This is a genomic window from Mucilaginibacter flavidus (assembly GCF_024055575.1).
Taxonomy (GTDB): Bacteria; Bacteroidota; Bacteroidia; order Sphingobacteriales; family Sphingobacteriaceae; genus Mucilaginibacter; species Mucilaginibacter flavidus.
Window position 1 is genome coordinate 20,677 of the sequence record NZ_JAMXOE010000034.1, and the last position, 21,637, is coordinate 42,313.

At 45.2% G+C, this 21,637-nt stretch carries 18 protein-coding genes; 6 read left to right on the top strand and 12 right to left on the bottom strand.

Annotated elements, in window-relative coordinates:
- Positions 1-86: 86 nt before the first annotated feature.
- From tsf to rplM, 4 genes are all read right to left on the bottom strand, one after another.
- Complete coding sequence (tsf, locus tag NAF19_RS28225; RefSeq protein ID WP_252793728.1) at positions 87-938, bottom strand: translation elongation factor Ts; 852 nt, start codon at positions 936-938, stop codon at positions 87-89.
- Positions 939-1,075: 137 nt separating this feature from the next.
- Complete coding sequence (gene rpsB, locus NAF19_RS28230) at positions 1,076-1,942, bottom strand: 30S ribosomal protein S2 (protein ID WP_252793729.1); 867 nt, start codon at positions 1,940-1,942, stop codon at positions 1,076-1,078.
- An 18-nt stretch (positions 1,943-1,960) separates the two neighbouring features.
- Positions 1,961-2,350, bottom strand: a complete 390-nt coding sequence (rpsI, locus tag NAF19_RS28235) for a 30S ribosomal protein S9 (protein WP_252793730.1) — start codon at positions 2,348-2,350, stop codon at positions 1,961-1,963.
- A gap of 25 nt (positions 2,351-2,375) precedes the next feature.
- Entirely contained in the window at positions 2,376-2,813 is a 438-nt protein-coding gene (gene rplM / locus NAF19_RS28240; RefSeq protein WP_073406959.1) for a 50S ribosomal protein L13, read from the bottom strand.
- Between the two features lie 766 nt (positions 2,814-3,579).
- Here rplM and NAF19_RS28245 point away from each other — a divergent pair.
- Positions 3,580-5,337 carry an ABC transporter ATP-binding protein gene (locus NAF19_RS28245; protein ID WP_252793731.1) on the top strand — a complete coding sequence of 586 codons (1,758 nt, stop codon included), beginning with the start codon at positions 3,580-3,582 and terminating at the stop codon, positions 5,335-5,337.
- Between the two features lie 70 nt (positions 5,338-5,407).
- On the opposite strand, the gene NAF19_RS28250 is transcribed toward NAF19_RS28245, so the two are convergent.
- The 5 genes from NAF19_RS28250 to NAF19_RS28270 form a co-directional block, all read right to left on the bottom strand.
- Positions 5,408-6,061, bottom strand: coding sequence for a response regulator transcription factor (locus NAF19_RS28250; protein WP_252793732.1), 654 nt, complete (start codon positions 6,059-6,061; stop codon positions 5,408-5,410).
- Between the two features lie 41 nt (positions 6,062-6,102).
- Positions 6,103-6,774 (bottom strand): sensor histidine kinase, encoded by a 672-nt coding sequence (locus NAF19_RS28255; protein ID WP_252793733.1) that lies wholly within the window; start codon positions 6,772-6,774, stop codon positions 6,103-6,105.
- An 83-nt stretch (positions 6,775-6,857) separates the two neighbouring features.
- Positions 6,858-7,505, bottom strand: coding sequence for a hypothetical protein (locus tag NAF19_RS28260; RefSeq protein WP_252793734.1), 648 nt, complete (start codon positions 7,503-7,505; stop codon positions 6,858-6,860).
- Between the two features lie 17 nt (positions 7,506-7,522).
- A complete protein-coding gene (locus tag NAF19_RS28265) occupies positions 7,523-7,939 on the bottom strand; it encodes a hypothetical protein (protein WP_252793735.1) in 417 nt (138 codons plus the stop codon).
- 58 nt (positions 7,940-7,997) lie between these two features.
- Positions 7,998-8,507 (bottom strand): hypothetical protein, encoded by a 510-nt coding sequence (locus NAF19_RS28270; RefSeq protein WP_252793736.1) that lies wholly within the window; start codon positions 8,505-8,507, stop codon positions 7,998-8,000.
- 379 nt (positions 8,508-8,886) lie between these two features.
- Here NAF19_RS28270 and NAF19_RS28275 point away from each other — a divergent pair, with 379 nt between their 5' ends.
- The 5 genes from NAF19_RS28275 to NAF19_RS28295 all read left to right on the top strand — a co-directional run bounded on the left by NAF19_RS28275 (position 8,887) and on the right by NAF19_RS28295 (position 18,168).
- Complete coding sequence (locus NAF19_RS28275) at positions 8,887-11,205, top strand: DUF1553 domain-containing protein (protein ID WP_252793737.1); 2,319 nt, start codon at positions 8,887-8,889, stop codon at positions 11,203-11,205.
- Positions 11,206-11,210: 5 nt separating this feature from the next.
- Positions 11,211-12,665 (top strand): DUF1501 domain-containing protein, encoded by a 1,455-nt coding sequence (locus tag NAF19_RS28280; RefSeq protein WP_252793738.1) that lies wholly within the window; start codon positions 11,211-11,213, stop codon positions 12,663-12,665.
- A gap of 205 nt (positions 12,666-12,870) precedes the next feature.
- Positions 12,871-13,896 (top strand): NHL repeat-containing protein, encoded by a 1,026-nt coding sequence (locus NAF19_RS28285; RefSeq protein ID WP_252793739.1) that lies wholly within the window; start codon positions 12,871-12,873, stop codon positions 13,894-13,896.
- 180 nt (positions 13,897-14,076) lie between these two features.
- Positions 14,077-16,236 (top strand): c-type cytochrome domain-containing protein, encoded by a 2,160-nt coding sequence (locus NAF19_RS28290; protein WP_252793740.1) that lies wholly within the window; start codon positions 14,077-14,079, stop codon positions 16,234-16,236.
- A gap of 237 nt (positions 16,237-16,473) precedes the next feature.
- A complete protein-coding gene (locus NAF19_RS28295; protein ID WP_252793741.1) occupies positions 16,474-18,168 on the top strand; it encodes a GMC oxidoreductase in 1,695 nt (564 codons plus the stop codon).
- A 117-nt stretch (positions 18,169-18,285) separates the two neighbouring features.
- Here the strand turns inward: NAF19_RS28295 and NAF19_RS28300 are convergent, their stop codons facing one another.
- The 3 genes from NAF19_RS28300 to NAF19_RS28310 form a co-directional block, all read right to left on the bottom strand.
- Positions 18,286-19,533, bottom strand: a complete 1,248-nt coding sequence (locus NAF19_RS28300; protein ID WP_252793742.1) for a peroxiredoxin family protein — start codon at positions 19,531-19,533, stop codon at positions 18,286-18,288.
- A gap of 81 nt (positions 19,534-19,614) precedes the next feature.
- A complete protein-coding gene (locus tag NAF19_RS28305; protein WP_252793743.1) occupies positions 19,615-19,944 on the bottom strand; it encodes a hypothetical protein in 330 nt (109 codons plus the stop codon).
- A gap of 25 nt (positions 19,945-19,969) precedes the next feature.
- Positions 19,970-21,109 carry an acyl-CoA dehydrogenase gene (locus NAF19_RS28310; RefSeq protein ID WP_252793757.1) on the bottom strand — a complete coding sequence of 380 codons (1,140 nt, stop codon included), beginning with the start codon at positions 21,107-21,109 and terminating at the stop codon, positions 19,970-19,972.
- Positions 21,110-21,637 lie beyond the last annotated feature (528 nt).

The window sequence follows — 21,637 nt, forward strand, 5'->3', positions numbered from 1 at the left end:
GTTAGGAGACACAAGTATTGTGTCTCTACAAGGGAAACAACATCGCAAAAAAAATCCCCTTCGTTTTCACGAAGGGGATCAAATATTTAAGCTCCTAAAGCAACCCGCTTAAACGCGGTAACTGTAAGGCCTTTTTCAACGGTGGCCAGAAACTGGGCGACGTTTTTCGAAGGGTCCTTAACAAACTCCTGGTTTAACAGGGTGCTGTCTTTATAAAACTTGTTAAGCTTGCCTAAGCTGATTTTTTCAACCATTTCTTCAGGTTTGCCTTCTGCACGGATTTGATCTTTAGCAATTTCAAGCTCACGCTCAATTACGGTAGCATCAACACCGTCTTTATCAATAGCAACAGGGTTCATGGCGGCAATTTGCATTGCAACGTCTTTACCTGCTTCATCAGCACCGGCAACGTTAGCACTTAAACCAACCAATACACCTAAACGGAAGTTCCCGTGTATGTAGGCAATAACTTTTTCGCCTTCAACAACTGCATATTTAGATACGCCGATCTTCTCGCCAATTTTACCTGTTTTGTCGATGATCAATTCACCAATTTTAGCAGTGGTGCTGTCAACATCAACAGTAAGGTCATAAAGTTCTTCAATTGAAGCTGGTTTGCTTTCAACGGCTGCGTTTGCAATCTGATTACCAAAGGCAACAAATTCAGCATTCTTAGCCACGAAATCAGTTTCGCAGTTCAACTCGATGATCACACCGAATTTGCCATCGGCAGATGAACGTGCAATAACCACACCTTCGTTGCTTTCGCGGTCCTGGCGGCTTGCAGCCACTTTAGCACCTTTTTTCCTTAAAAAATCAATAGCCGCTTCAAAATCGCCGTTGGTTTCAGTTAAAGCTTTTTTGCAATCCATCATACCGGCACCAGTTTGCTGGCGCAGTTTGTTTACGTCGGATGCAGATATAGTTACTGTAGACATTGTTGGCCCCCTAACCCCCTAAAGGGGGAATTTTAAAGCACCCGGCCTTATAAGGAACGGGTGCATATGTTATAAATAATTTTTTACTCTCTTTATTTGATTAAGCTCCTCACTCCCCCTTCAGGGGGCCGGGGGGCTTATTCTTCTGTTGCTTCAGCAGTTGGGGTAGTATCCTCAACAGCAGCATCAGCTTCAACAGCTACTTTGCGGGTCCTTTTGCCTTCGGCAGCAGGGGCACGGTCAACTACAGCTTCAGGAGCATCAGCTTTAGCTTTCGCTACTGCTGCTTCTTTTTCAGCTTCGTCTTCTTTCTCGCGTTTGCGCTCGTCTAAACCTTCAACAATCGCCTGGATGATGATACCGGTAATCAATGAAATTGATTTGGTAGCGTCGTCATTTGCAGGGATAGGGAAATCGATGTTCGACGGGTCAGAGTTGGTATCAACCATTGCAAAGGTTGGTATGTTCAACTTTAACGCCTCGCTAACCGCGATGTGCTCTTTCTTAACGTCAATCAGGAACAATGCTGCCGGTAAACGGTTTAAGTCCGCAATACCACCTAACAGTGTTTCTAATTTGATACGCTCACGCTGAATCATCAGGCGCTCTTTTTTCGAAAGGTTGCTGTAAGTACCGTCTTTAGTCAATTTATCGATGTTCGACATCTTTTTGATCGACTTGCGAACGGTTGCAAAGTTGGTTAACATACCACCTAACCACCTTTCGGTAATGAACGGCATGTTTACTTGTTTTGCGTAATCGGCTACTATATCTTTCGCTTGTTTCTTTGTAGCTACGAATAATACCTTGCGGCCCGATTTTACAATTTGTTTTATAGCTGCAGCAGCTTCTTCAACCTTGGTTAAGGTTTTATTTAAATCGATAATGTGGATACCGTTGCGCTCCATAAAAATGTACTGCGACATTTTTGGGTCCCATTTGCGGGTAAGGTGACCAAAGTGTACACCTGCATCCAGTAAGTCCTGATATGTTGTTCTTGCCATTTTGTTGTCTCCTCTTGATTAGCGTTTACTGAATTGGAATCTCTTACGTGCTTTCTTGCGTCCTGGTTTTTTACGCTCAACCATACGGTCATCACGTGTCATTATACCTTTAGCGCGCAGTGCGGGTTTCTTTTCAGGATCAAGTTCAACAATAGCTTTCGCGATAGCTAAACGAACGGCCTCAGCCTGTCCTTTAACACCACCACCAGCAACATTAACCTTAACATCAAATTTTCCGGTTGAACCCGAAACCTCAGTGCTCTGAGTAACGATGTATTGCAATGGCAATGTTGGGAAGTATTCTTTGTAATCTTTACCGTTTACGATAATTGCGCCGCTACCATCTGTTAAGTAGATGCGCGCAACAGCTGTTTTTCTTCTGCCCGAAGTGTTTGTTGTTGTTGGCATTTTTTCTTTTCTCCTAAATTAAAAGTTAAATGGTTGTTGGGTTTTGTGCTTCATGAGGATGCTCAGCACCTGCATATACATGCAAATTGCCAAACAATGCTTTGCCCAAACGATTTTTAGGTAACATACCACGCACCGCTTTTTCAATTACGCGTGTAGGATGTTTTGCCATTAACTCCTTAGGAGAAATGAAACGCTGACCACCTGGGTAACCAGTGTAAGAAACATAGCGCTTGTCGCTGAATTTGTTTCCGGTCAGTTTTACCTTGTCTGCATTGATAACTATGACATTATCGCCGCAGTCTACGTTCGGGGTGAAATCAGGCTTGGTTTTTCCACGGATGATCATGGCGATCTTCGTAGACAAGCGCCCCAAAATCTCGCCTTGTGCGTCAACAACAACCCATTGTTTGTTAACGGTTTTTTTGTTGGCTGAGACAGTTTTGTAACTTAACGTATTCACTTGCTTTAAATTAAATTTATTAAACGTTTATTATACCCCGCATTTTCGGGACTGCAAAGATACGCCTTTTTAGTTTAATTGCAAGTGGTTTTTATGATTTGTGATTGCACCGATTAGGAATAATAATTTCACCGATTTCATTATTGGGAATTTCACCGATTTGAAGAGGATTTCACCGATTTTTTGTTGGGGAATTTGGGTGGTTTTTAAGGGCGATGAGGTTGGTGATGAATGTTTTGGACTTCTCTGCGCGCGTCATTGCGAGGAACGAAGCAACCTCTACATAGGACAATCAGGGACCTTTATTTCGTGCGAACCTGCATGCGGCTGTTAGGTCAGCACTAGCTTTTTGCTTCTTGATTAGCACGCGTAGAGGTTGCTTCGTTCCTCGCAATGACGATTTGGTGAGATGAAGCGAACTGCCAACTCAAAACTGCCAACTGGATTTGGGCGTTCCCGCTGATAGAAGCAGGCGGGCCATACGTTCATACACCTGCAGGCCTTAGGCGCGGCGCCTGCACTGAGGCTCTCGAAGTGCCGGTATCCGCTGCTGTCCCTAACGCGAGAATATTCCGGTTATTTGTCTTACCGTAATATTTAATGTAGGTATTAGTAATCGGATATTAAGAAAAGCATAAACTCATCAACCACCACAACAGGACGCCTCCGTTCAATCCCCTTAAATACGCCAAATGTCAAATTAATGCTAATGAGGTGCTTACCCATTCGCTTTTTTTATTTTTTCTAAAAGAATTATTACGAACGAATGAAAGTACTACTATCATATTTGTCGAAACACCGCTGGGTGGTTGCACTGGCGCTGCTTATGGCGGCACTTAACATCGGTTTCTCCCTGCTTGATCCCTACATTACCGGCCGCATTGTTGATGAGGTAATTGAAAAACGAGCCTCACTCGATTATTCGCAATACGTACACAACATCATCGTGTTGGTGAGCATGGCCATAGGCGTGGCAATGGTATCGCGTATCGCCAAAAATTTCCAGGATTATTTTACTAATATTATTACCCAGAAAACCGGTGCCGCTATGTATGCCGATGGCCTGACCCACTCCCTCGAGCTACCTTACCAGGTATTTGAAGACCAGCGCAGTGGCGAAACATTGGGAATATTGCAAAAAGTAAGGCTTGATTGTGAAAAATTCATCACTTCATTTATCGGCATTTTGTTTGTGAGCCTTATCGGGATGGTGTTTGTTATTATTTACTCGGTAAGTGTAAGTTATAAAGTAACGCTGGTTTATTTTGCTGCTATTCCCATCATCACATTTGTTAGTATGGCCATGAGCCGTAAGATAAAAACCATCCAAAAGAGAATCGTATCAGAAACAACAGCATTAGCTGGCTCAACTACCGAGTCGTTACGCAACATCGAACTTGTAAAAAGTCTGGGCCTGGTAAAGCAGGAGATTGAAAGGCTGAACAATACCACTTATAAAATATTAGGCCTCGAGCTTAAAAAGGTTAAATATGTACGCAGCATGAGTTTTGTGCAGGGCACAACGGTAAACTTTGTACGCAGTGTAATGGTGGTGGTATTGTTGCTGCTTATATTTCATGGTACAATATCTCCGGGACAGTATTTCAGCTTTTTGTTTTACTCGTTCTTTTTGTTTAACCCCTTGCAGGAGTTGGGCAACGTCATACTGTCATGGCGCGAAGCGGAAGTATCGTTGGGCAATTTCAACAGCATCTTAAGCACTCCCATCGATCCCAAACCCGAGAAACCGGTACTGCTTGAAAAAGTTAAAACGCTCACTTTTGATAACGTAAGCTTTAAGCACCTAACCGCCAACCGCAACGCGTTAAACCACATCAGCTTTGAAACCAACACCGGCGAAACCATTGCTTTTGTGGGGCCTTCGGGTTCAGGTAAAACAACACTGGTTAAATTGCTGGTGGGCCTTTACCAGCCTTTGGAAGGTGATATTTTATACAATAACACCCTCAGCAAAGAAATCGACCTCGACCAGTTGCGCGAGAAAATTGGCTTTGTTACGCAGGATACCCAGCTGTTTTCGGGTTCTATTCGCGAGAATTTGCAGTTTGTTCGCCCGGGTGCAACCGACGAAGAATGTATGGATGTGCTGCAGCGTGCTGCCTGCCAAACCCTGATGGCCCGCGCCGACAACGGCCTGAGCACCGTAATTGGCGAAGGCGGTGTAAAAGTTTCAGGCGGCGAAAAACAGCGCCTTTCGATAGCCCGTGCCCTGCTGCGACGGCCGGATATTTTGGTATTCGACGAGGCTACTTCATCCCTGGATTCAATCACCGAAGAAGAAATTACTGAAACCATTCGCAATGTATCGGTGCTCGATAATCACATTACTATACTGATTGCCCACAGGCTATCAACAATAATGCATGCCGATAAAATTTATGTGCTCGAGAAAGGCCGCATCATCGAGTCGGGCAGGCACTTTGATTTGCTGAACCAGAAAGGCCTGTACTACGCCATGTGGCGGCAGCAGATCGGCGAGAAGGTTTCTTTGGAAGAAGTCTGAAGTCGATAGTCTGAAGTCTTGAGTCGGGAAAGAGTTTTTTGACTTAAGACTTTCGACTCAAGACTTTGGGCTACACGTTAATAATCCCTGTCTTAATAGCAAAAATAACTAACCCAACCAGGTTTTTTGAACGGGTTTTTTCGAACAGGCGGGCGCGGTATCCTTCAACGGTGCGTACGCTGAGGCAAATTTTATCAGCAATTTCCTGATTCGAGCATTCCTGGCAAACCAGGCGCAAAACTTCAATTTCGCGTTCGTTAAAATCTGCCAGCGATTGCGAAGGGTTGTTGCTGTTGTTATTGCCTGCCAGCTGTTTGATAAGGGTGATAGACAGGTGCTCGTTAAAATAATAGTCCTTATAAAATACCGTAGATATGGCTTCGATGATCTCCTCGGGTTCGGCATTCTTTAACAGGTAGCCCGACGCACCGGCCTTCATCATATCAACGATGTATTTATCCTCGTTAAACATGGATAATGCCAGCACCTTTACATCTTTGTATTTTTGTTTGATGGCTGTGGTAGTTTGTATGCCGTCCATTTCGGGCATTTTAATATCCATCAATATCACATCCGGCTTAACTTCAGTCAACATACCAAGCAATTGCTTGCCGTTTGATGCTTCAATTACTAAGTCAAAGTCGGCACAATCTTCAAGTGTAGCTTTTAAACCGTTTCTGAAAATTTTGTGATCATCGGCAATAGCTAATTTGATTTTTCCCATGATTTGCTTAAAAGTCAATAAAGATAGATAAATAGCGGCAATTATATCACAACTCTAATTATAGTGATGGTTCCGTTCTTTGGTTTGGTGTATACATTTACCTCACCATTAATTAATTGGACGCGGCTTTGCAGGTTTTTAAGCCCAAAGCCACGCTTTACCTCATCTAAATTAAACCCCTTGCCATTATCTTTAAATTCCATTACCAGCCATCCGTTATCCTTTGTGAGGTTTAAGTGGATGATGGTTGCATCAGCATGTTTTATAGCATTGCTAAATAGCTCCTGCGCCATTCTGTAAAAAGCAAGCTCAATTTCGGGGCGAAGCCTTACTTCGTCTAAATTATTTTTGCAGTGTACTTTAACACTGGTAGTTTGTTCCATTTTAAGGCAAAGGCCTTCCAGTGCCTCTTTAAGGCCGTAGTCGGTTAAAACCGGGGGCAGCACGTTGTGTATGATGTTGCGGATCTCCTGTATGCACTCATCTGTAAGCTGGCGGGTGTCGGCGAGCAATGGCGTTTTTGTTTCACCAACACCTGCTTTATCCAGCCGGTGCAGGTTAAGTTTTATGGCCGACAGTACCTGGCCCACGCTGTCGTGCAAATCCTCGGCAAGGCGCCTGCGTTCACTTTCCTGGGTTTCAAACACGGCATTTAGCAGGTCAGTTTGCTGCTCGTCGTGCAGTTTACGCATCTCCACCTGGTTCTTTATCATTTTTCGCTGGTATATGATTACGAAAAAAAATAAAAAAACAAGCAGTATTACAATTACAAGCGTGCCTGTAATTAATACCGGTATCAGGTTGTCTTCTGTGGCTGGGGTTGGCAAAGTAATCCTACGGTATATAACAAGTTAGCAATTATGTTGGTTACGTTTTGTATTATCAGGTATTCTTCCAGGTGCGCCTGTACAATGCGGCTAAAAAGCATAAACAAAAATATGTTTATCGAAAAATAAAACAACACGCCCGCATTTATCCAAAATAGCCCCTGTTTTTCGATATGCACAAACTCCTGCCGGCTAAGCAACTGGTAAAAATAGGCCAGCGAATAAAAAATGAGCACTATATTTAAAACCGTGTGCGATAGTGCCGGGTAATCTTTTATCGCGTCAACAAAAACAACATTTACTATCATAATAAGCAATGTTATTGCTGACATGATAACGATAGTTTTTTTAAGCACCCGGCTTAAAAAGGCATTGTAATATATTGCCGAAAAAAACAGTAAACAAATTACCAGGAACAGCCGGATGATATGCAAATTGTTGGTCATGCCCATTGAGATGGTTATCGCCTGCACCAAATCGAACCCGGCAGATATCACAAAAAACAGGGCAGCTATACGTAGCACCTTGTCGAGGTGTTTATAGTTCAGTACTACCGCTGCGACCGGTAAAGCACCGGAAAAAGCACTAATAATACTTAAAGCATGCTGTAACGACATTGACAAGGCTGGTTTTATTAACTGATATTAGGCTCCGTCATTAAATTTTTAGGACATCCGGGCGACCCTGGGCACGGCAATGCTTCCTGTGCTACTGTATCAAGCGGTGCTGCAACAGCCCTCATGTCGGCCCTTGATAGCTTTTGTGCGCTTGCTGTATTCAGCATGTCGGTACCATCGGCTTTTGCGCCTACTATAATAAGGTGTTTTTCGCCGCCGGCCTCGCTATGTGCTTTGCTGTGTCCATGGTAAAAACGCAGGCCAACACAACCTTCCTGGTCTAAAATTTTTTGCAATATTTCTTTTCCGAAAAAGTGCGAATGCGGTTGGTCAGGATGTCTTTCCCTATGATTTTTTGTCCAGCTTGCTGCTTTATGCAAGTCGAATTCTTCTCCTTCTTTGCCGGTTAAAACCGGTGTTTTTGATTTTTCCACGTCGATTAAATAATTGGATTGGGTTAAGTATTATTTTCAGGCTAATATACGATACTATTTATGATAAGCTGCGTTGACTAGTGCTTAGTACATTTTTCGGGCATCCCGGCGAGCCCGGGCATGGAAGCGCTTCCTGTGCTACTATATCAGCCGTGGCGGTAGACGTTGAGGCGGTCATAACCGTTGCCATCTCGGTCCGGGCCATTGGTTCGCCAACCGGCGCTGCCGGTTTTGTGTTAATCATATCGCTGCCATCGTGCACGGCGCCTGCAACAATAATGTGCCTTTCGCCTTCAATATTGCCTATAACCTTTAATATAAAATTACTTATCGTCACCATTGCGCGCTGCCAGCCGTTAATCGGTTTATCATAAGCATGATAAACGCGAATGCCCAGGCAGCCTTGCTGCGCTAATATTTTTTCAATTATTTCCCTGCCAAAAAAGTGAGATACGATATCACCAGGATTTCTGTCCCGGTAATTTTGTGTCCAGTTTGCACACACATCCAGGTCAAATGGTTCGCCCTCTCTGCCGGTTAAAACTTTTGGTGTTGGTTTTGCCTCCATAGTATTAAATTCTTAGGGGTTAATAAATAGTTTGTATAAAACTAATATTAATTAGTTATTATTTCAATCGCACCGTAAAAACCCGTGGTTCAATAATTTTGTTAAAAACATACATAAATAATTCATTATCAATAAATAGCGAAACTGCGGCGGGGGTTACTACTTCAAAACATTGCGTAGTTTTACGTATCAAATTCCGTGGTAGTACGGGAAGGGCGGAAGCCCTTGATTGGGGTGTGATATAGCAATGCGTTGCGGCAACTCCTGTAAAAAACTTGTTTCAATACAAGCAGGTAATAAAGTATTTATGTAACTTTTACAATTATTTGTTTAATTTTACTTTCTACAAACCAATTGTACAGACATTACTACTTTTACTATGCGGCGAAAATTATATTTACTGTGGATATTGTGCGCGGGGTGTATTGCGGCCATGTTTAATGCATGTAGTAACACTGCATCAAATATTGAAGATCAGACCCCTGACACCATAAGCTATAATTTTAACATCCGCCCTATCCTCTCAGATAAATGTTATAAATGCCATGGGCCCGATGCCAGTAAAAGGCAGGCCAACTTGAGACTTGATATGCCCGAAAGTGCGTTTAAAGCGTTGAAAGATAATCCTAATGCGCACGTATTGGTTCCGGGCAGCCCTGATTTGTCAGAACTTTTCAGGCGAATTTCAACCAGCGATACTTCGGAGATGATGCCGCCGGCAAATTCAAACCTCAAGCGCTTAACCCCGCACGAGGTTGACCTGATTAAAAAGTGGATTAAACAGGGCGCCAAATACGAAAAGCACTGGGCTTTTGTGGCGCCAAAGCTATGGCCGGTTCCGGAGGTTAAGGATAAGGATTGGGTAAAAAATCCCATAGACAATTTTATACTCCATAAACAGGAACAATACGGATTAAAACCAAATCCCGAAGCGGATAAAGAACATTTACTGAAAAGAGTAAGCCTTGATTTAACCGGCCTGCCGCCAACTATTGAAATGCAGGACAAGTTTTTGGCTGACAAAAGCCCCGATGCTTATAACAAGATAGTTGATGAACTGATGAAAAGCCCGGCTTATGGCGAAAAAATGGCACTCCACTGGATGGATGTTGCCCGCTATGCCGACTCCCACGGTTACCAGGACGATAACTACCGCACACAATGGCCATGGCGCGATTGGGTAATACATGCCTATAATACCAATGTGCCTTACGATAAGTTTATATCCTGGCAACTGGCCGGAGATTTGATGCCGAACCCAACCAAAGAGCAATTGCTGGCAACCGGCTTTAACCGCAACCACAAAATTACTGAAGAAGGTGGCGTAATTGACGAAGAATATCGCGTTGCTTATGTAACCGACCGTACCAACACCTTTGGCAAGGCGCTGCTCGGCGTAACACTGGAGTGTGCTCACTGCCACGACCATAAGTTCGATCCGTTTTCGCAAAAGGAATATTACCAGGTTTTCTCGTTTTTTAACAGCGTGAAAGAAGCCGGCCTCCAATCAACCGTTGGTGGGCCCGAAACCTATGCCAAGCGGCCGATGATGCAGGTAACCAATGATGATGTAAAAGGCATTTTGAATTTCATAAACAAGCAGGATACCGGCAAGCTGATTGTATCCATTATGGGCGACAGCGACGCTTACCGCAAAACCTACATACTTAAACGTGGTAACTACGATAGCCATGGCGATGAAGTTGAACCCGGTACCCCAAAAGCTATTTTACCATTTGACAACCGCCTGCCAAAAAACAGGCTGGGGTTATCCGAATGGTTGTTTGACAAACGCAACCCGCTTACCGCCCGCGTATTTGTAAACCAAACCTGGCAGGAACTGTTTGGCAAAGGTATATTGAAAAGCTCGGGCGATTTCGGTATGCAGGGCGATTTGCCGTCGCATCCTGAATTATTGGATTGGTTGTCTGTCGATTTTATGAATCACGGCTGGGACATGAAACGCCTGGTTAAACAAATGGTGACATCGGCAACGTACAGGCAGTCGGCAGTTATTACTAAGGATAAGGTGAAGCTCGACCCGGATAATGCTTTATTGTCGCGCGGCCCGCGCTACCGCCTGCCTGCCGAGTTAGTGCGCGATTTGGTTTTGGCAAGCAGCGGTTTGCTGAACAAAACCATTGGCGGCCCAAGTGTGAACCCCTACCAGCCGCCTGGCCTTTGGGAAAATGCCACATCGGGTCGCGGCATATTAGCCAGCTACAAACAAGTTCACGGGCCTGATTTGTACCGCCGCGGCATGTACACTTTGATAAAACGTACTGTTCCGCCAGTCGAAATGGCCATTTTTGACGCCAGCAACCGCGACCAGTGCGAGGTGAAACGCCTGCGCACCAACACCCCCCTGCAGGCCCTGCTGATGGAAAACGACCCAACGGTATTGGAAGCTGCCCGTGTTTTGGCTGCCAAACTTTTAAAAGATAACAGCCAAACAAAAGATAAAATTACCAAAGCATTCAGGCTGATAATGAGTCGGCTGCCAAACGAGCAGGAAATGGCCATATTGAACGGATATTACGCCGACCAGTTAAAATCATTAAGTAAAAAGGATGCGCAAAAGGTGATTAGCGTGGGCGAGTACCCCATCCCACAAGATATTGATAAAGTAATGCTGGCAGCAATGATGAAAACGGTGGACACAATTTATAATTTAGAGGAGGCGATAACGAAAACCTGATGACAATGGAAAAAGACGAATTAGAGCATCGCCTGAATATCAACAGGCGGAAGTTTTTATCGAAGCTTAGTCTCGGTATTGGCAGCATTGCCCTTGGCTCGTTGCTGATACCTGATTTATTTAGCGGCGGGGCCGACGCGGACTCCGACTTTATAGCCGGCCTTCCCAATTTTGCACCAAAGGCAAAACGGATTATCTACCTTTTCCAGGACGGCGCGCCGTCGCAACTGGAATCGTTCGACTATAAGCCGAAGCTGCGCGAAATGATGGGCCAGGAGCTGCCGGCATCCGTTCGTGGCAGCCAGATCTTAACCGGGATGACCGCGCAGCAAAAATCCTTCCCGTTGATTGGCTCCTATTATGATTTTAAGCAATATGGGGAATCGCGCACATGGATCAGCGATCTGTTTCCGCATATCGGCGGCATAGCCGACGATATTTGCATGATTAACTCCATCTACACCGAAGCCATTAACCACGACCCAGCCCTAACGTTTTTTCAGACCGGGGCACAACAAGGCAACAGACCGAGCATGGGCTCGTGGGTAAGCTACGGGTTAGGTAGTGAAAATAAAAATCTGCCTGCGTTTACGGTATTGCTTTCAAAAGGCAAGGGCAACGGCCAGGGTGTATATTCAAAACTTTGGAGCAATGGCTTTTTAGATTCCATTCACCAGGGTGTGCAATTTAGCAGCAGCGAAAACCCCGTTTTATACCTTAACGATCAGCCCGGCATTGATCGCCGTGACCGCCGCAAAATGCTGGACAAGCTGGCGGAATTGAACGACATATCCTACAAAGAGTTTAACGACCCCGAGATATCGGCCAAAGTACAGCAGTACGAAATGGCTTACCGCATGCAGGCCGCCGTGCCCGAGATTATGGATGTCTCGAAAGAGTCGGACGATATTGTTAAAATGTACGGACCCGATTGTTTGGTGCCAGGTACGTATGCGGCTAATTGCCTTTTGGCAAGAAAGCTATCAGAAAGCGGCGTACGTTTTGTGCAGTTGTACCACCAGGGCTGGGACCAACATAGCAACCTGCCCATGGAAATGGCAGGCCAGGCAAAGGATGTTGACCAGGCATCAGCGGCATTGGTGACCGATTTAAAACAACGCGGTCTGCTCGACGAAACCCTCGTAATTTGGGGCGGCGAATTTGGCCGGACCAACTTTAGCCAGGGGAAACTGGAGAAAGCGAACTATGGCCGCGATCATCACCCGCGCTGCTTCAGCATATGGATGGCAGGCGGCGGTATTAAGCCGGGAATAGTTTATGGCCAATCGGACGAATTTGGGTATAACATTGTGAAAGACCCGGTACACGTGCATGATTTTCATGCAACCATATTAAACCAATTAGGCCTCGACCATACAAAACTAACCTTCAAAAGCCAGGGCCGCAGGTACAGGCTAACAGATGTTGCTGGAAATGTGGTTAAAGGAATAATAGCATAACACGATTTAAGGATTGGAGGGATTACAGGATTTTAACAATTATCCTGGCTTCCCAAATCCTGTAAATAATAATAATCATTCAATCGTATAAAAAGCGATAATAGAATAACACGATTTAGGGATTGGAGGGATTTAAAGGATTTTAGAAACTGTCCTGCCTTCCCGGATCCTGTAAATCATAATAATCATTCAATCGTGTAAAATTATGGAGAGAAGATCGTTCATTAAGCAGTCGGCAGTTTTTACAGGCAGCTTTTTTATAGCAAAGGATTTGTTGGCAAAAGATGACGGGCCAATTTACGGCCATGGCAATATGCGCTACCGTATGGACAAAGCCTGGAGCAAGGCTGACCCGATGAAAAACCCGGTTAACGACTGCCACGAAATGGTGCAGGATAAAAAAGGGCGAATATTACTGCTTACCAACGAAACCAAAAACAACGTGCTGATTTACAACAAATCGGGCAAGTTGCTCGATACTTGGGGGCACGAGTTCCCGGGAGCCCATGGACTTACGCTGGTAAATGAAAACGGTACCGAGTTTTTGTTTATAACCGATACTGTGAAGCACCAGGTGTATAAAACCACCATGGACGGCAAAATATTAATGACGCTTGATGTGCCGCTGGAAACCGGCGTTTACAAAAAGCCGGAAGATTTTATCCCTACAGAAACCACGGTTGATACCAACGGCGATTTTTATATTGCTGACGGATATGGCTCGCAATACATTATGCATTACGATAAAAACGGCAAACTGAAACACTTCTTCGGCGGTCGTGGTGATGGTGATGAACATTTGGATAACGCGCATGGTATAACTATCGACAGGCGAGGCACAACACCAACACTAATTATTACCGACCGTACCCGCAATTGCTTTAAACGCTTTACTATGGATGGCAAGCTGATGGAAGTGATCAAGCTACCCGGCGCCTGCGTGTGCCGCCCCGTAATAAAAGGCGATCACTTGTATGCAGCAGTACTACGTTCGCCAAGCTTAAATGCCGAAAATAGTGGTTTTACCACCATATTGGATAAAGACAACAAGGTAGTATCAAACCTGGGCGGTACCGAGCCGGTGTATAAAGATGGCGTGCTGCAACCCATGGCCCAGGCCGAAAAAATATTCTTAAACCCGCACGATGTGCTGGTTGATAATGACGAAAACTTGTATGTTGCACAATGGGCATCGGGCAAGGTGTACCCTTATAAATTTACAAGGGTATAAGACTTTTTCCGCCGTTGTTGGTGTTGTCACCAACAACCGATGATGTTTGTGAGGAGAAGAAGCAGGCGGGTTTATCGTAAAGGGTAAAAATTGTACACATCCATCTTGTTGGTGACAACACCAATAAGGGCGGTGGTAAAAAAAAAGAACGAACTAATAATTATAAACTATCCTAATTAAATGATAAAAAGCAAGCACAAAAGTTTTGCGGAGAATTTACTATTTGCCCTTAATATTTTTATCATTTTTTTCCTGCTGTTTGGTTCATCCATAGCAATTCCAACCTGGCTGCAGCCTGTAGGCAGACTACATCCACTGATACTGCACTTCCCTATCGTGGTGCTGATAATGGCGATGATGCTGGAGTTTTTTCGCTTCAGGGAGCGTTTTCGCACCGAAAAACTGTACCACGATTTTACCACTTACCTGTGGCTCACCGGCGCTATATTCGCTGCTATTACAGCCATTATGGGCCTATTTTTATCGAAAGAGTCAGGTTATGAGGGCAGCACCCTTGTTTGGCACAAATGGGTGGGTGCCGGCGTTGTGTTTGTATCCACTATCATTTACTGGTGCCGCACGGCCGGGTGGTATAATGTTAAAATTGCACGCTGGGGGGCGGGAACTGTCGTGTTGGCTCTCGTAGTTGCAGGCCATTTCGGTGCCGACCTTACCCATGGCGACAACTTTGTATTGGCTCCCGTTTGGCACCCCGAAAAAGAACTGGTTCCTGTTGATAAGGCGCTGGTTTACAGAGATGTCATCCAACCAATTTTCGAAAGCAAATGCGTAAGCTGCCACAATCCTGATAAAACAAAAGGCGGCCTGATGTTGATTGATGAAAAATCTATTTTGAAGGGAGGCAAGGATGGTAAGCTGATAGTCCCCGGCCAGCCGGCTATAAGCTTGCTGCTGCAGCGCGTACATTTGGTTGCCGAGGATAAAAAACACATGCCACCCGCAGGCAAACCGCAGCTAACTCCCGATGAAATGAACCTGCTTTACCTTTGGGTAAAAGGAAACGCCGATTTTAAAAAGAAGGTTATTGATCTGCCCGCTAAAGATTCATTACGGCTCATTGCCTCAACCTATTTAAAGCCTGCTGAACAAGTTGAAGAGAAGTTCGACTTTGCTGCCGCCGATGATAAAACCATTAAAAAGCTGAACAATAATTACAGGGTTATTTACCCGCTGGCAAAGGAGTCGCCGGCGCTGGGGGTAAACATCTATAACAAAAGCAACTATCAGCCTAAGATGCTGGAAGAATTAAGCGCCATAAACAAGCAAATAGTAACACTTGATTTGGATAGAATGCCGGTAAAAGACGCCGAATTGAAAACCATTGCCCAGTTTGAAAACCTGCATACATTAAACCTTAACTTTACTGACGTAACGGGCAACACGCTAAAGGAATTGGCCGGACTTAAATTTTTAAAAATAATTTCGCTGGCAGGCGCGCCAATTAACGCGGATGCCATTAAGCAAATAAGTGTCTTAAAAAGCCTCGCCAAAATAACCCTTTGGGACACCGGCCTCACCGACGCTCAACTGAAAGACTTACAGGCGCGCAATAAAAAAATTGAGTTTGTAAAAAGCTTTAAAGACGACGGCAAGCCCATTAAGTTAAACGTGCCGCAGGTGAAAAACACGGCGCTGGTTTTCGCACAATCCATCCCGCTCGAGTTAAGTCATCCCATCAAAGGTGTGCAGATAAGATATACAACAGATGGAACCGATCCCGATAGCTCAAAGTCGCCAATTTTTAAACCGGGCGTGGCGATCACCCAAAACACAAGCGTAAAAATAAAAGCCTACAAACCCGGCTGGCTTAGCAGCGACGTGGTGCAGTTTAACGTTTTCAAAAGCACGTTTACGCCCGATAGTGTGAGCTACCTGCAGCCACCTGTGCCCAAATATAGCGCCGATGGTGCCAAATCGTTATTTGATAAAGATTTGGGTGGCACAAACTTTGGCAACGGCAAATGGATAGCGGCACAAAAGCCTATTGAAATTTACATGCAGTTTGCCAAACCTGCCAACCTGCATACCGTAACCCTTAACTGCCTGCGCATTTTGGGCACCCAGATATTTTTACCCGTGGGCATTGAAGTTTGGGGTGGCGCCGATAAGGACCACCTGAAACTGCTAAGCAACGTAATACCGCCCGCCGCGCAAAAAGGCGATAAGGACATGGCCATCGGTATAAACTGTAAGTTGAATACCGCCAAGCCGGTTTCGTGCCTGAAAATCGTTGTAAAAAACATCCAGAAGCTACCAAAATGGGATCCCGTAAAAAGTACGCCGGAGTGGATATTTATGGATGAGATATTCTTAAATTAGAACAGGATTCGCAGGATTTTTAGGATTAGAGGATTTCTAGCGGTAAAGATTATAAACGAACAAAAACAAACTCGTCATTGCGAGGAACGAAGCAAACTCCACATAGGACATTCAATGACCTTGATGTTTGTGGAGAACAATACGCCGGCTGTTAGGTCACCATGGGTTTATTGCACAATTGATTTGCATGTGCAGAGATTGCTTCGTTCCTCGCAATGACGGTTGATAGATGATTTTATGGAAAACAAAATATTCGACGCCATCGTTGTTGGCTCCGGCATAAGCGGTGGCTGGGCGGCTAAAGAACTGTGCGAACTGGGCGTAAAAACCCTGGTGCTAGAGCGCGGGCGCAATATTGAACACCTGAAGGACTACCCTACGGCTACGAAAAACCCGTGGGACTTTCCGCATCGCATGCAGGAACCGAAAGCGGTATTGGATGAAAACCCCGTCATCAGCAAATGTTATGCTTTTGGCGAGGATACCCAGCACTTTTTTGTGAAGGACAAGGAACACCCGTATATACAGGAGAAACCATTCGACTGGATACGCGGGTACCAGGTTGGCGGTAAATCCATTACCTGGGGCCGTGCCTGCCAGCGCTGGAGCAACTTTGAGTTTAGTGCCCCGCAGCGTTACGGCTATGCGGTGGATTGGCCAATCCGCTACGAAGATATTGCGCCATGGTACAGCCATGTTGAGCGGTTTGCCGGCATTTGCGGCGGTAAAGACGGACTTGAAGCTTTGCCCGACGGCGAATACCTGGAGCCATTTGAGATGAGCGCCGTGGAGCAGGAAATCCAGAAAAAAATAAGCACCCATTACAAAGACCGCTTTATGGTACGCACGCGCTGGGCGCATTTGACCAAGCCCGAACCTATCCATTTGGAGCAGGGCCGCGGCCAGTGCCAGGCGCGTGACCTGTGTACGCGTGGCTGCCCTTTCGGCGGATATTTCAGCTCGGTATCATCTACCTTGCCATGGGCGAAGAAGACGGGGAACTTAACCATCAGGCCGCACTCGGTTGTGCATTCCATTATTTATGATGACCAAAAAGGCAAGGCTGTCGGTGTAAAAATTATTGACGCGCTTACCAACCAGGAAGTTGACTATTTTGCCAAAGTGATATTTTTAAATGCAGCCTGTTTAAATACTAATTTGATATTGCTGAACTCCAAATCGCACCGTTTCCCGAATGGTTTAGGTAATGACAACGGGCTGCTGGGCAAGTTCATGGCTTTCCAAAATTACAGGGCCAGTGTTTACGGAACCTATGATGGTTTGAAGGATGCTTATTACTATGGCAGGAACCCAACCAACCCAATTATTGCCAATTACCGCAACCTGCACAAGCAGGATACGGATTATTTAGGAGGTTTCCTCACGTTCGTGTTCTCTAACCGCAGCCCCGAGTTCCGCAATAATCGTAACCAGGGCATCGGCGGCGATTATAAGGATTCATTGACCGAACCCGGTCCATGGCGCGCCGGCATGTTTATGCAGGGTGAAACTATCCCCAAGGAAAGTAATCACGTGCGTTTAAGCGCTGACCAGAAAGACCCATGGGGAATACCACAACTGATAACATCGGTCGGTTATGATGATAACGACGACAAAATGGTAGCCGACTTTTTAACCCAAAGCGCCGAAATGCTGGAAGTTGCCGGTCTGCGCGATATCGTTAAGAATGACACCCACCAGGCGCCCGGCCTTGATATCCACGAAATGGGTGGCTGTCGTATGGGCCACGATCCTAAAACATCGTTGCTGAACAAATTTAACCAGCTGCACCTTTGCCAAAACGTATTCGTAACCGATGGCGCCTGCATGACCAGCACCGGCAATCAAAGCCCTTCAATATTGTACATGGCCTTTGCTGCCCGGGCAGCGCATCATGCGGTTGAGGAGATGACGAAGGGGAATATTGTATGATACGCAGTCTACCCCCATGTCATTTTCGAGGGACGAGGAGAATATTTGCACATCAGGCATGGCGGACTATGATTAGCTGCCACAGCTACATCTTTAAATCAGCTATAATCTTCAAATTCACCCCTTCTCCGCCAGCAAATCCTCGGTCAATTTATCAAACTCAACAATAAATTCGGTGTAATGCTTGCCGGTACCGGGGCCGTTAAAGCCGGTGTGTATTTTGCGGACGTTGCCTTTTTTGTCGATGATGATGGTGGTGGGGAAGCCCATAAAACCGGCTAGCTGGGGCAGGCTCTTCTGCGGATCGCCTTTGCCGGGCGTGTAGCCGGTAATCAGCAAGGGATATGGCACTTTAAAATGATCTTTCAGCTGCGCCACTGTTTTCTGCGATTTTTTGAAATCAGTAGTGCGCTCGTAGGCCAGGCCTACCACTTCAACGCCTTTAGGGTGATATTTTTTATAATAACCGCTGTTGATGATAAAGTTGGTTTCGTCCATACAGTTAGGGCACCACGAGCCTAATATCTGCACAATAACCACCTTGTTTTTAAAGCGGGCATCGGTTAACGATACCTCTTTGCCGTTTATATCTGGAAAGCTAAACGCTATTTTCTTAACGCCGGGTTTCATTGCGGTTAATGCATAGGCATCTGGCAGTTTGGCGTTGGCATTTTTTACGGCCGTCCACTTGGTAAAAGCCGAGAAGCCGGAATAGTTTTCGCCATCCACCAGGGTTTTGGCATCTTTAATTTTGGCGGTAAATATAAAAGCATGACAACCATCAAAACACGACAGGTACATCATATCGCCCGATACGGAGCCTTCCAGGTAGCGGTCGTCGCCCGTGGTGGTTAAAAAGGTGCCGGTAAGGCGGTTGCCGGTTTGTTTAAACTCGCCCACCAATTCATCGCGACCATCGGTACCCTCGCCAAAAACAGCAGCCCAGCGGCCTGTAATATCAAACTTAGGTTTCTCCGGGTTTTTAAAAAAGCGCCATGGCGTGTTTGGGGTTGCTTCAAAAGGCAGTGCTGAATCATGGTCGCCCAGGTGGCGTATCCAGTTGCCGGTTAAATTATCGCCGGTAAGCTTCAGCCTGAATTCTGAATCGAACAAAGGCATCTTTATAAAAACAGAATCGCCTTTGGTGGTAACACCGGGCACTTTGTAATGCTCGGTACTGTTTATAATAGTTATTTGCTGCTTGCTGCCAACATTGGCAACCTCGAAATTAAAGGGCAACTGGTGTTTGCTCTCGTTGGTTAAAGTGCCGCGCCACATGCCGGTTTTAAGCTTGATTTGGGCGGATGCAGTGGTTGCTATACAAAATATCAATAAAATTGACAGGGACAGTCGTGTTTGATTCATGATAACCAAACGTAGAAAAAATTATCCTATTATTTTAGTAGAGTTTACGGATATGACAATACGTTGAAGGTAAAAATCGACTTATGGCTTTTTGGCAATTTCATCCAGCTTGCTTAAAAAGCGCTCGTTGAATTCGTTCTGGCGATCTGTTTGAGCCATTATTTGCATATTGAATTCATTCTGTCGGTCAAAATTTGCTGAAATACGCTCTCCTACCTGATCTAATTTTTCTAAAAAAAGCTCGTTAAATTTCTGCTGTTGTTGAAATTGTTCGATAGAAATTTCAACAAAATTATTTAGCGACTTATTTGTATCGCCCAAAATTTGAGTGTGCTTACTTAATATCTCCGCCTGCTGGTCCTGTTTGCGCAGCATTTCCGAAATAACAACTAATAAATCCTTATCCGACATACCCAAAGTTAGGGAATATTACCAATTATTTCAATACCTCGCGGGAGATTACAATTCTCTGAATTTCCGAAGTCCCCTCGTATATCTGGGTTATTTTGGCATCGCGCATTAAACGCTCCACGTGGTATTCCTTTACAAAGCCATAGCCGCCGTGTATCTGTACAGCCTCAATAGTGGTGCGCATGGCAACTTCGCTGGCAAACAGCTTGGCCATTGAGCTTGCTTGTGCATAAGGCTGACCCTGGTCTTTTAACCATGCGGCCCTTAGGCACAACAAACGTGCGGCTTCAATTTCGGTTGCCATATCGGCCAGCTTAAACTGGGTGGCCTGCAGGTCGGCAATGGTTTTGCCGAATGCTTTGCGTTCTTTGGAATAATTTAATGCGAGTTCATAAGCGCCGGATGCAATGCCCAGTGCTTGTGCAGCAATACCTATACGGCCGCCCTCGAGCGTGTTCATGGCAAACTTAAAGCCGAAGCCATCGTCGCCAATGCGGTTTTCTTTGGGCACCTTCACATCCGTAAACATCAGCGAGTGAGTATCTGAGCCGCGTATGCCCATTTTATTTTCTTTGGCACCAACTTCAAAGCCCGGCATCCCTTTTTCAACTATCAGCGCATTAATACCGCGCGAACGTTGCTCGGGGTGGGTTTGTGCCATCACCAGGTAGGTTGATGCGGTGCTGCCATTGGTTATCCAGTTTTTTACGCCGTTCAGCAGGTAATGGTCGCCCATATCAACAGCTGTGGTGCGTTGCGAGGTAGCATCAGAACCCGCTTCGGGTTCCGAAAGGCAAAAGGCACCTATCTGTGTGCCGCTGGCCAGCGGTACCAGGTATTTTTGTTTTTGAAATTCATTGCCATATTTCTCCAGCCCGTAACATACCAGCGAGTTGTTTACCGAAACCACTACCGATGCAGATGCATCAACCTTAGATAGTTCCTCCATAGCCAGCACGTACGATATAGCATCCATGCCGCTGCCACCGTATTGGGGCGATACCATCATACCTAAAAAGCCAAGCTCGCCAAGCATTTTAACCTGTTCGGCCGGAAATTTCTGGTGCTCATCGCGCTCAATTACACCGGGTTTAAGCTCGTTTTGTGCAAAGTCGCGCGCTGCCTGGCGAATCATTAACTGTTCTTCGGAAAATTCAAAATGCATGGGCTGGTTATTTTGTGCTGCAAAAATAATATTATGCATGCATAGTAAAAAATATCTGTCAAAAAAAAAGAGAGCCTTTTTGAAGCTCCCTTTCCCCTAATTAATTTAAACTATTGATTAAACCCAAAACAAAGAACAAAAAAACCTCAGCTTGGGCGTCTGAGAATTCAAAAACAATTATTTTTCACAGGTAGATGTTTTATCGTTTTTCACAGATTGTATGCAGGGCTGTTAACTTCTTATCAAATGTTAAGCCATAAATGGTAAAGGCTGGTATTATTTTAACTTGCCGTGCCAAAATGGGCCGGGGGCTCCAAAACAACCCGGGCGCTACTATTAGTTAATAATTTAGTTATTGATTTTTAGCGAGTTAACTAAGTTAACTAAAGGTGTACACCCTATATCGCTCTCAATTAAAAAGCATAAAACAGGAACATATTAGCACAAATTATTCCTGTTAGTTGTGGGTGGTAACAAAAATGTTACCCTATTAAAGCGCTATGTATAAGCACATTGAGGCTTTTCGCA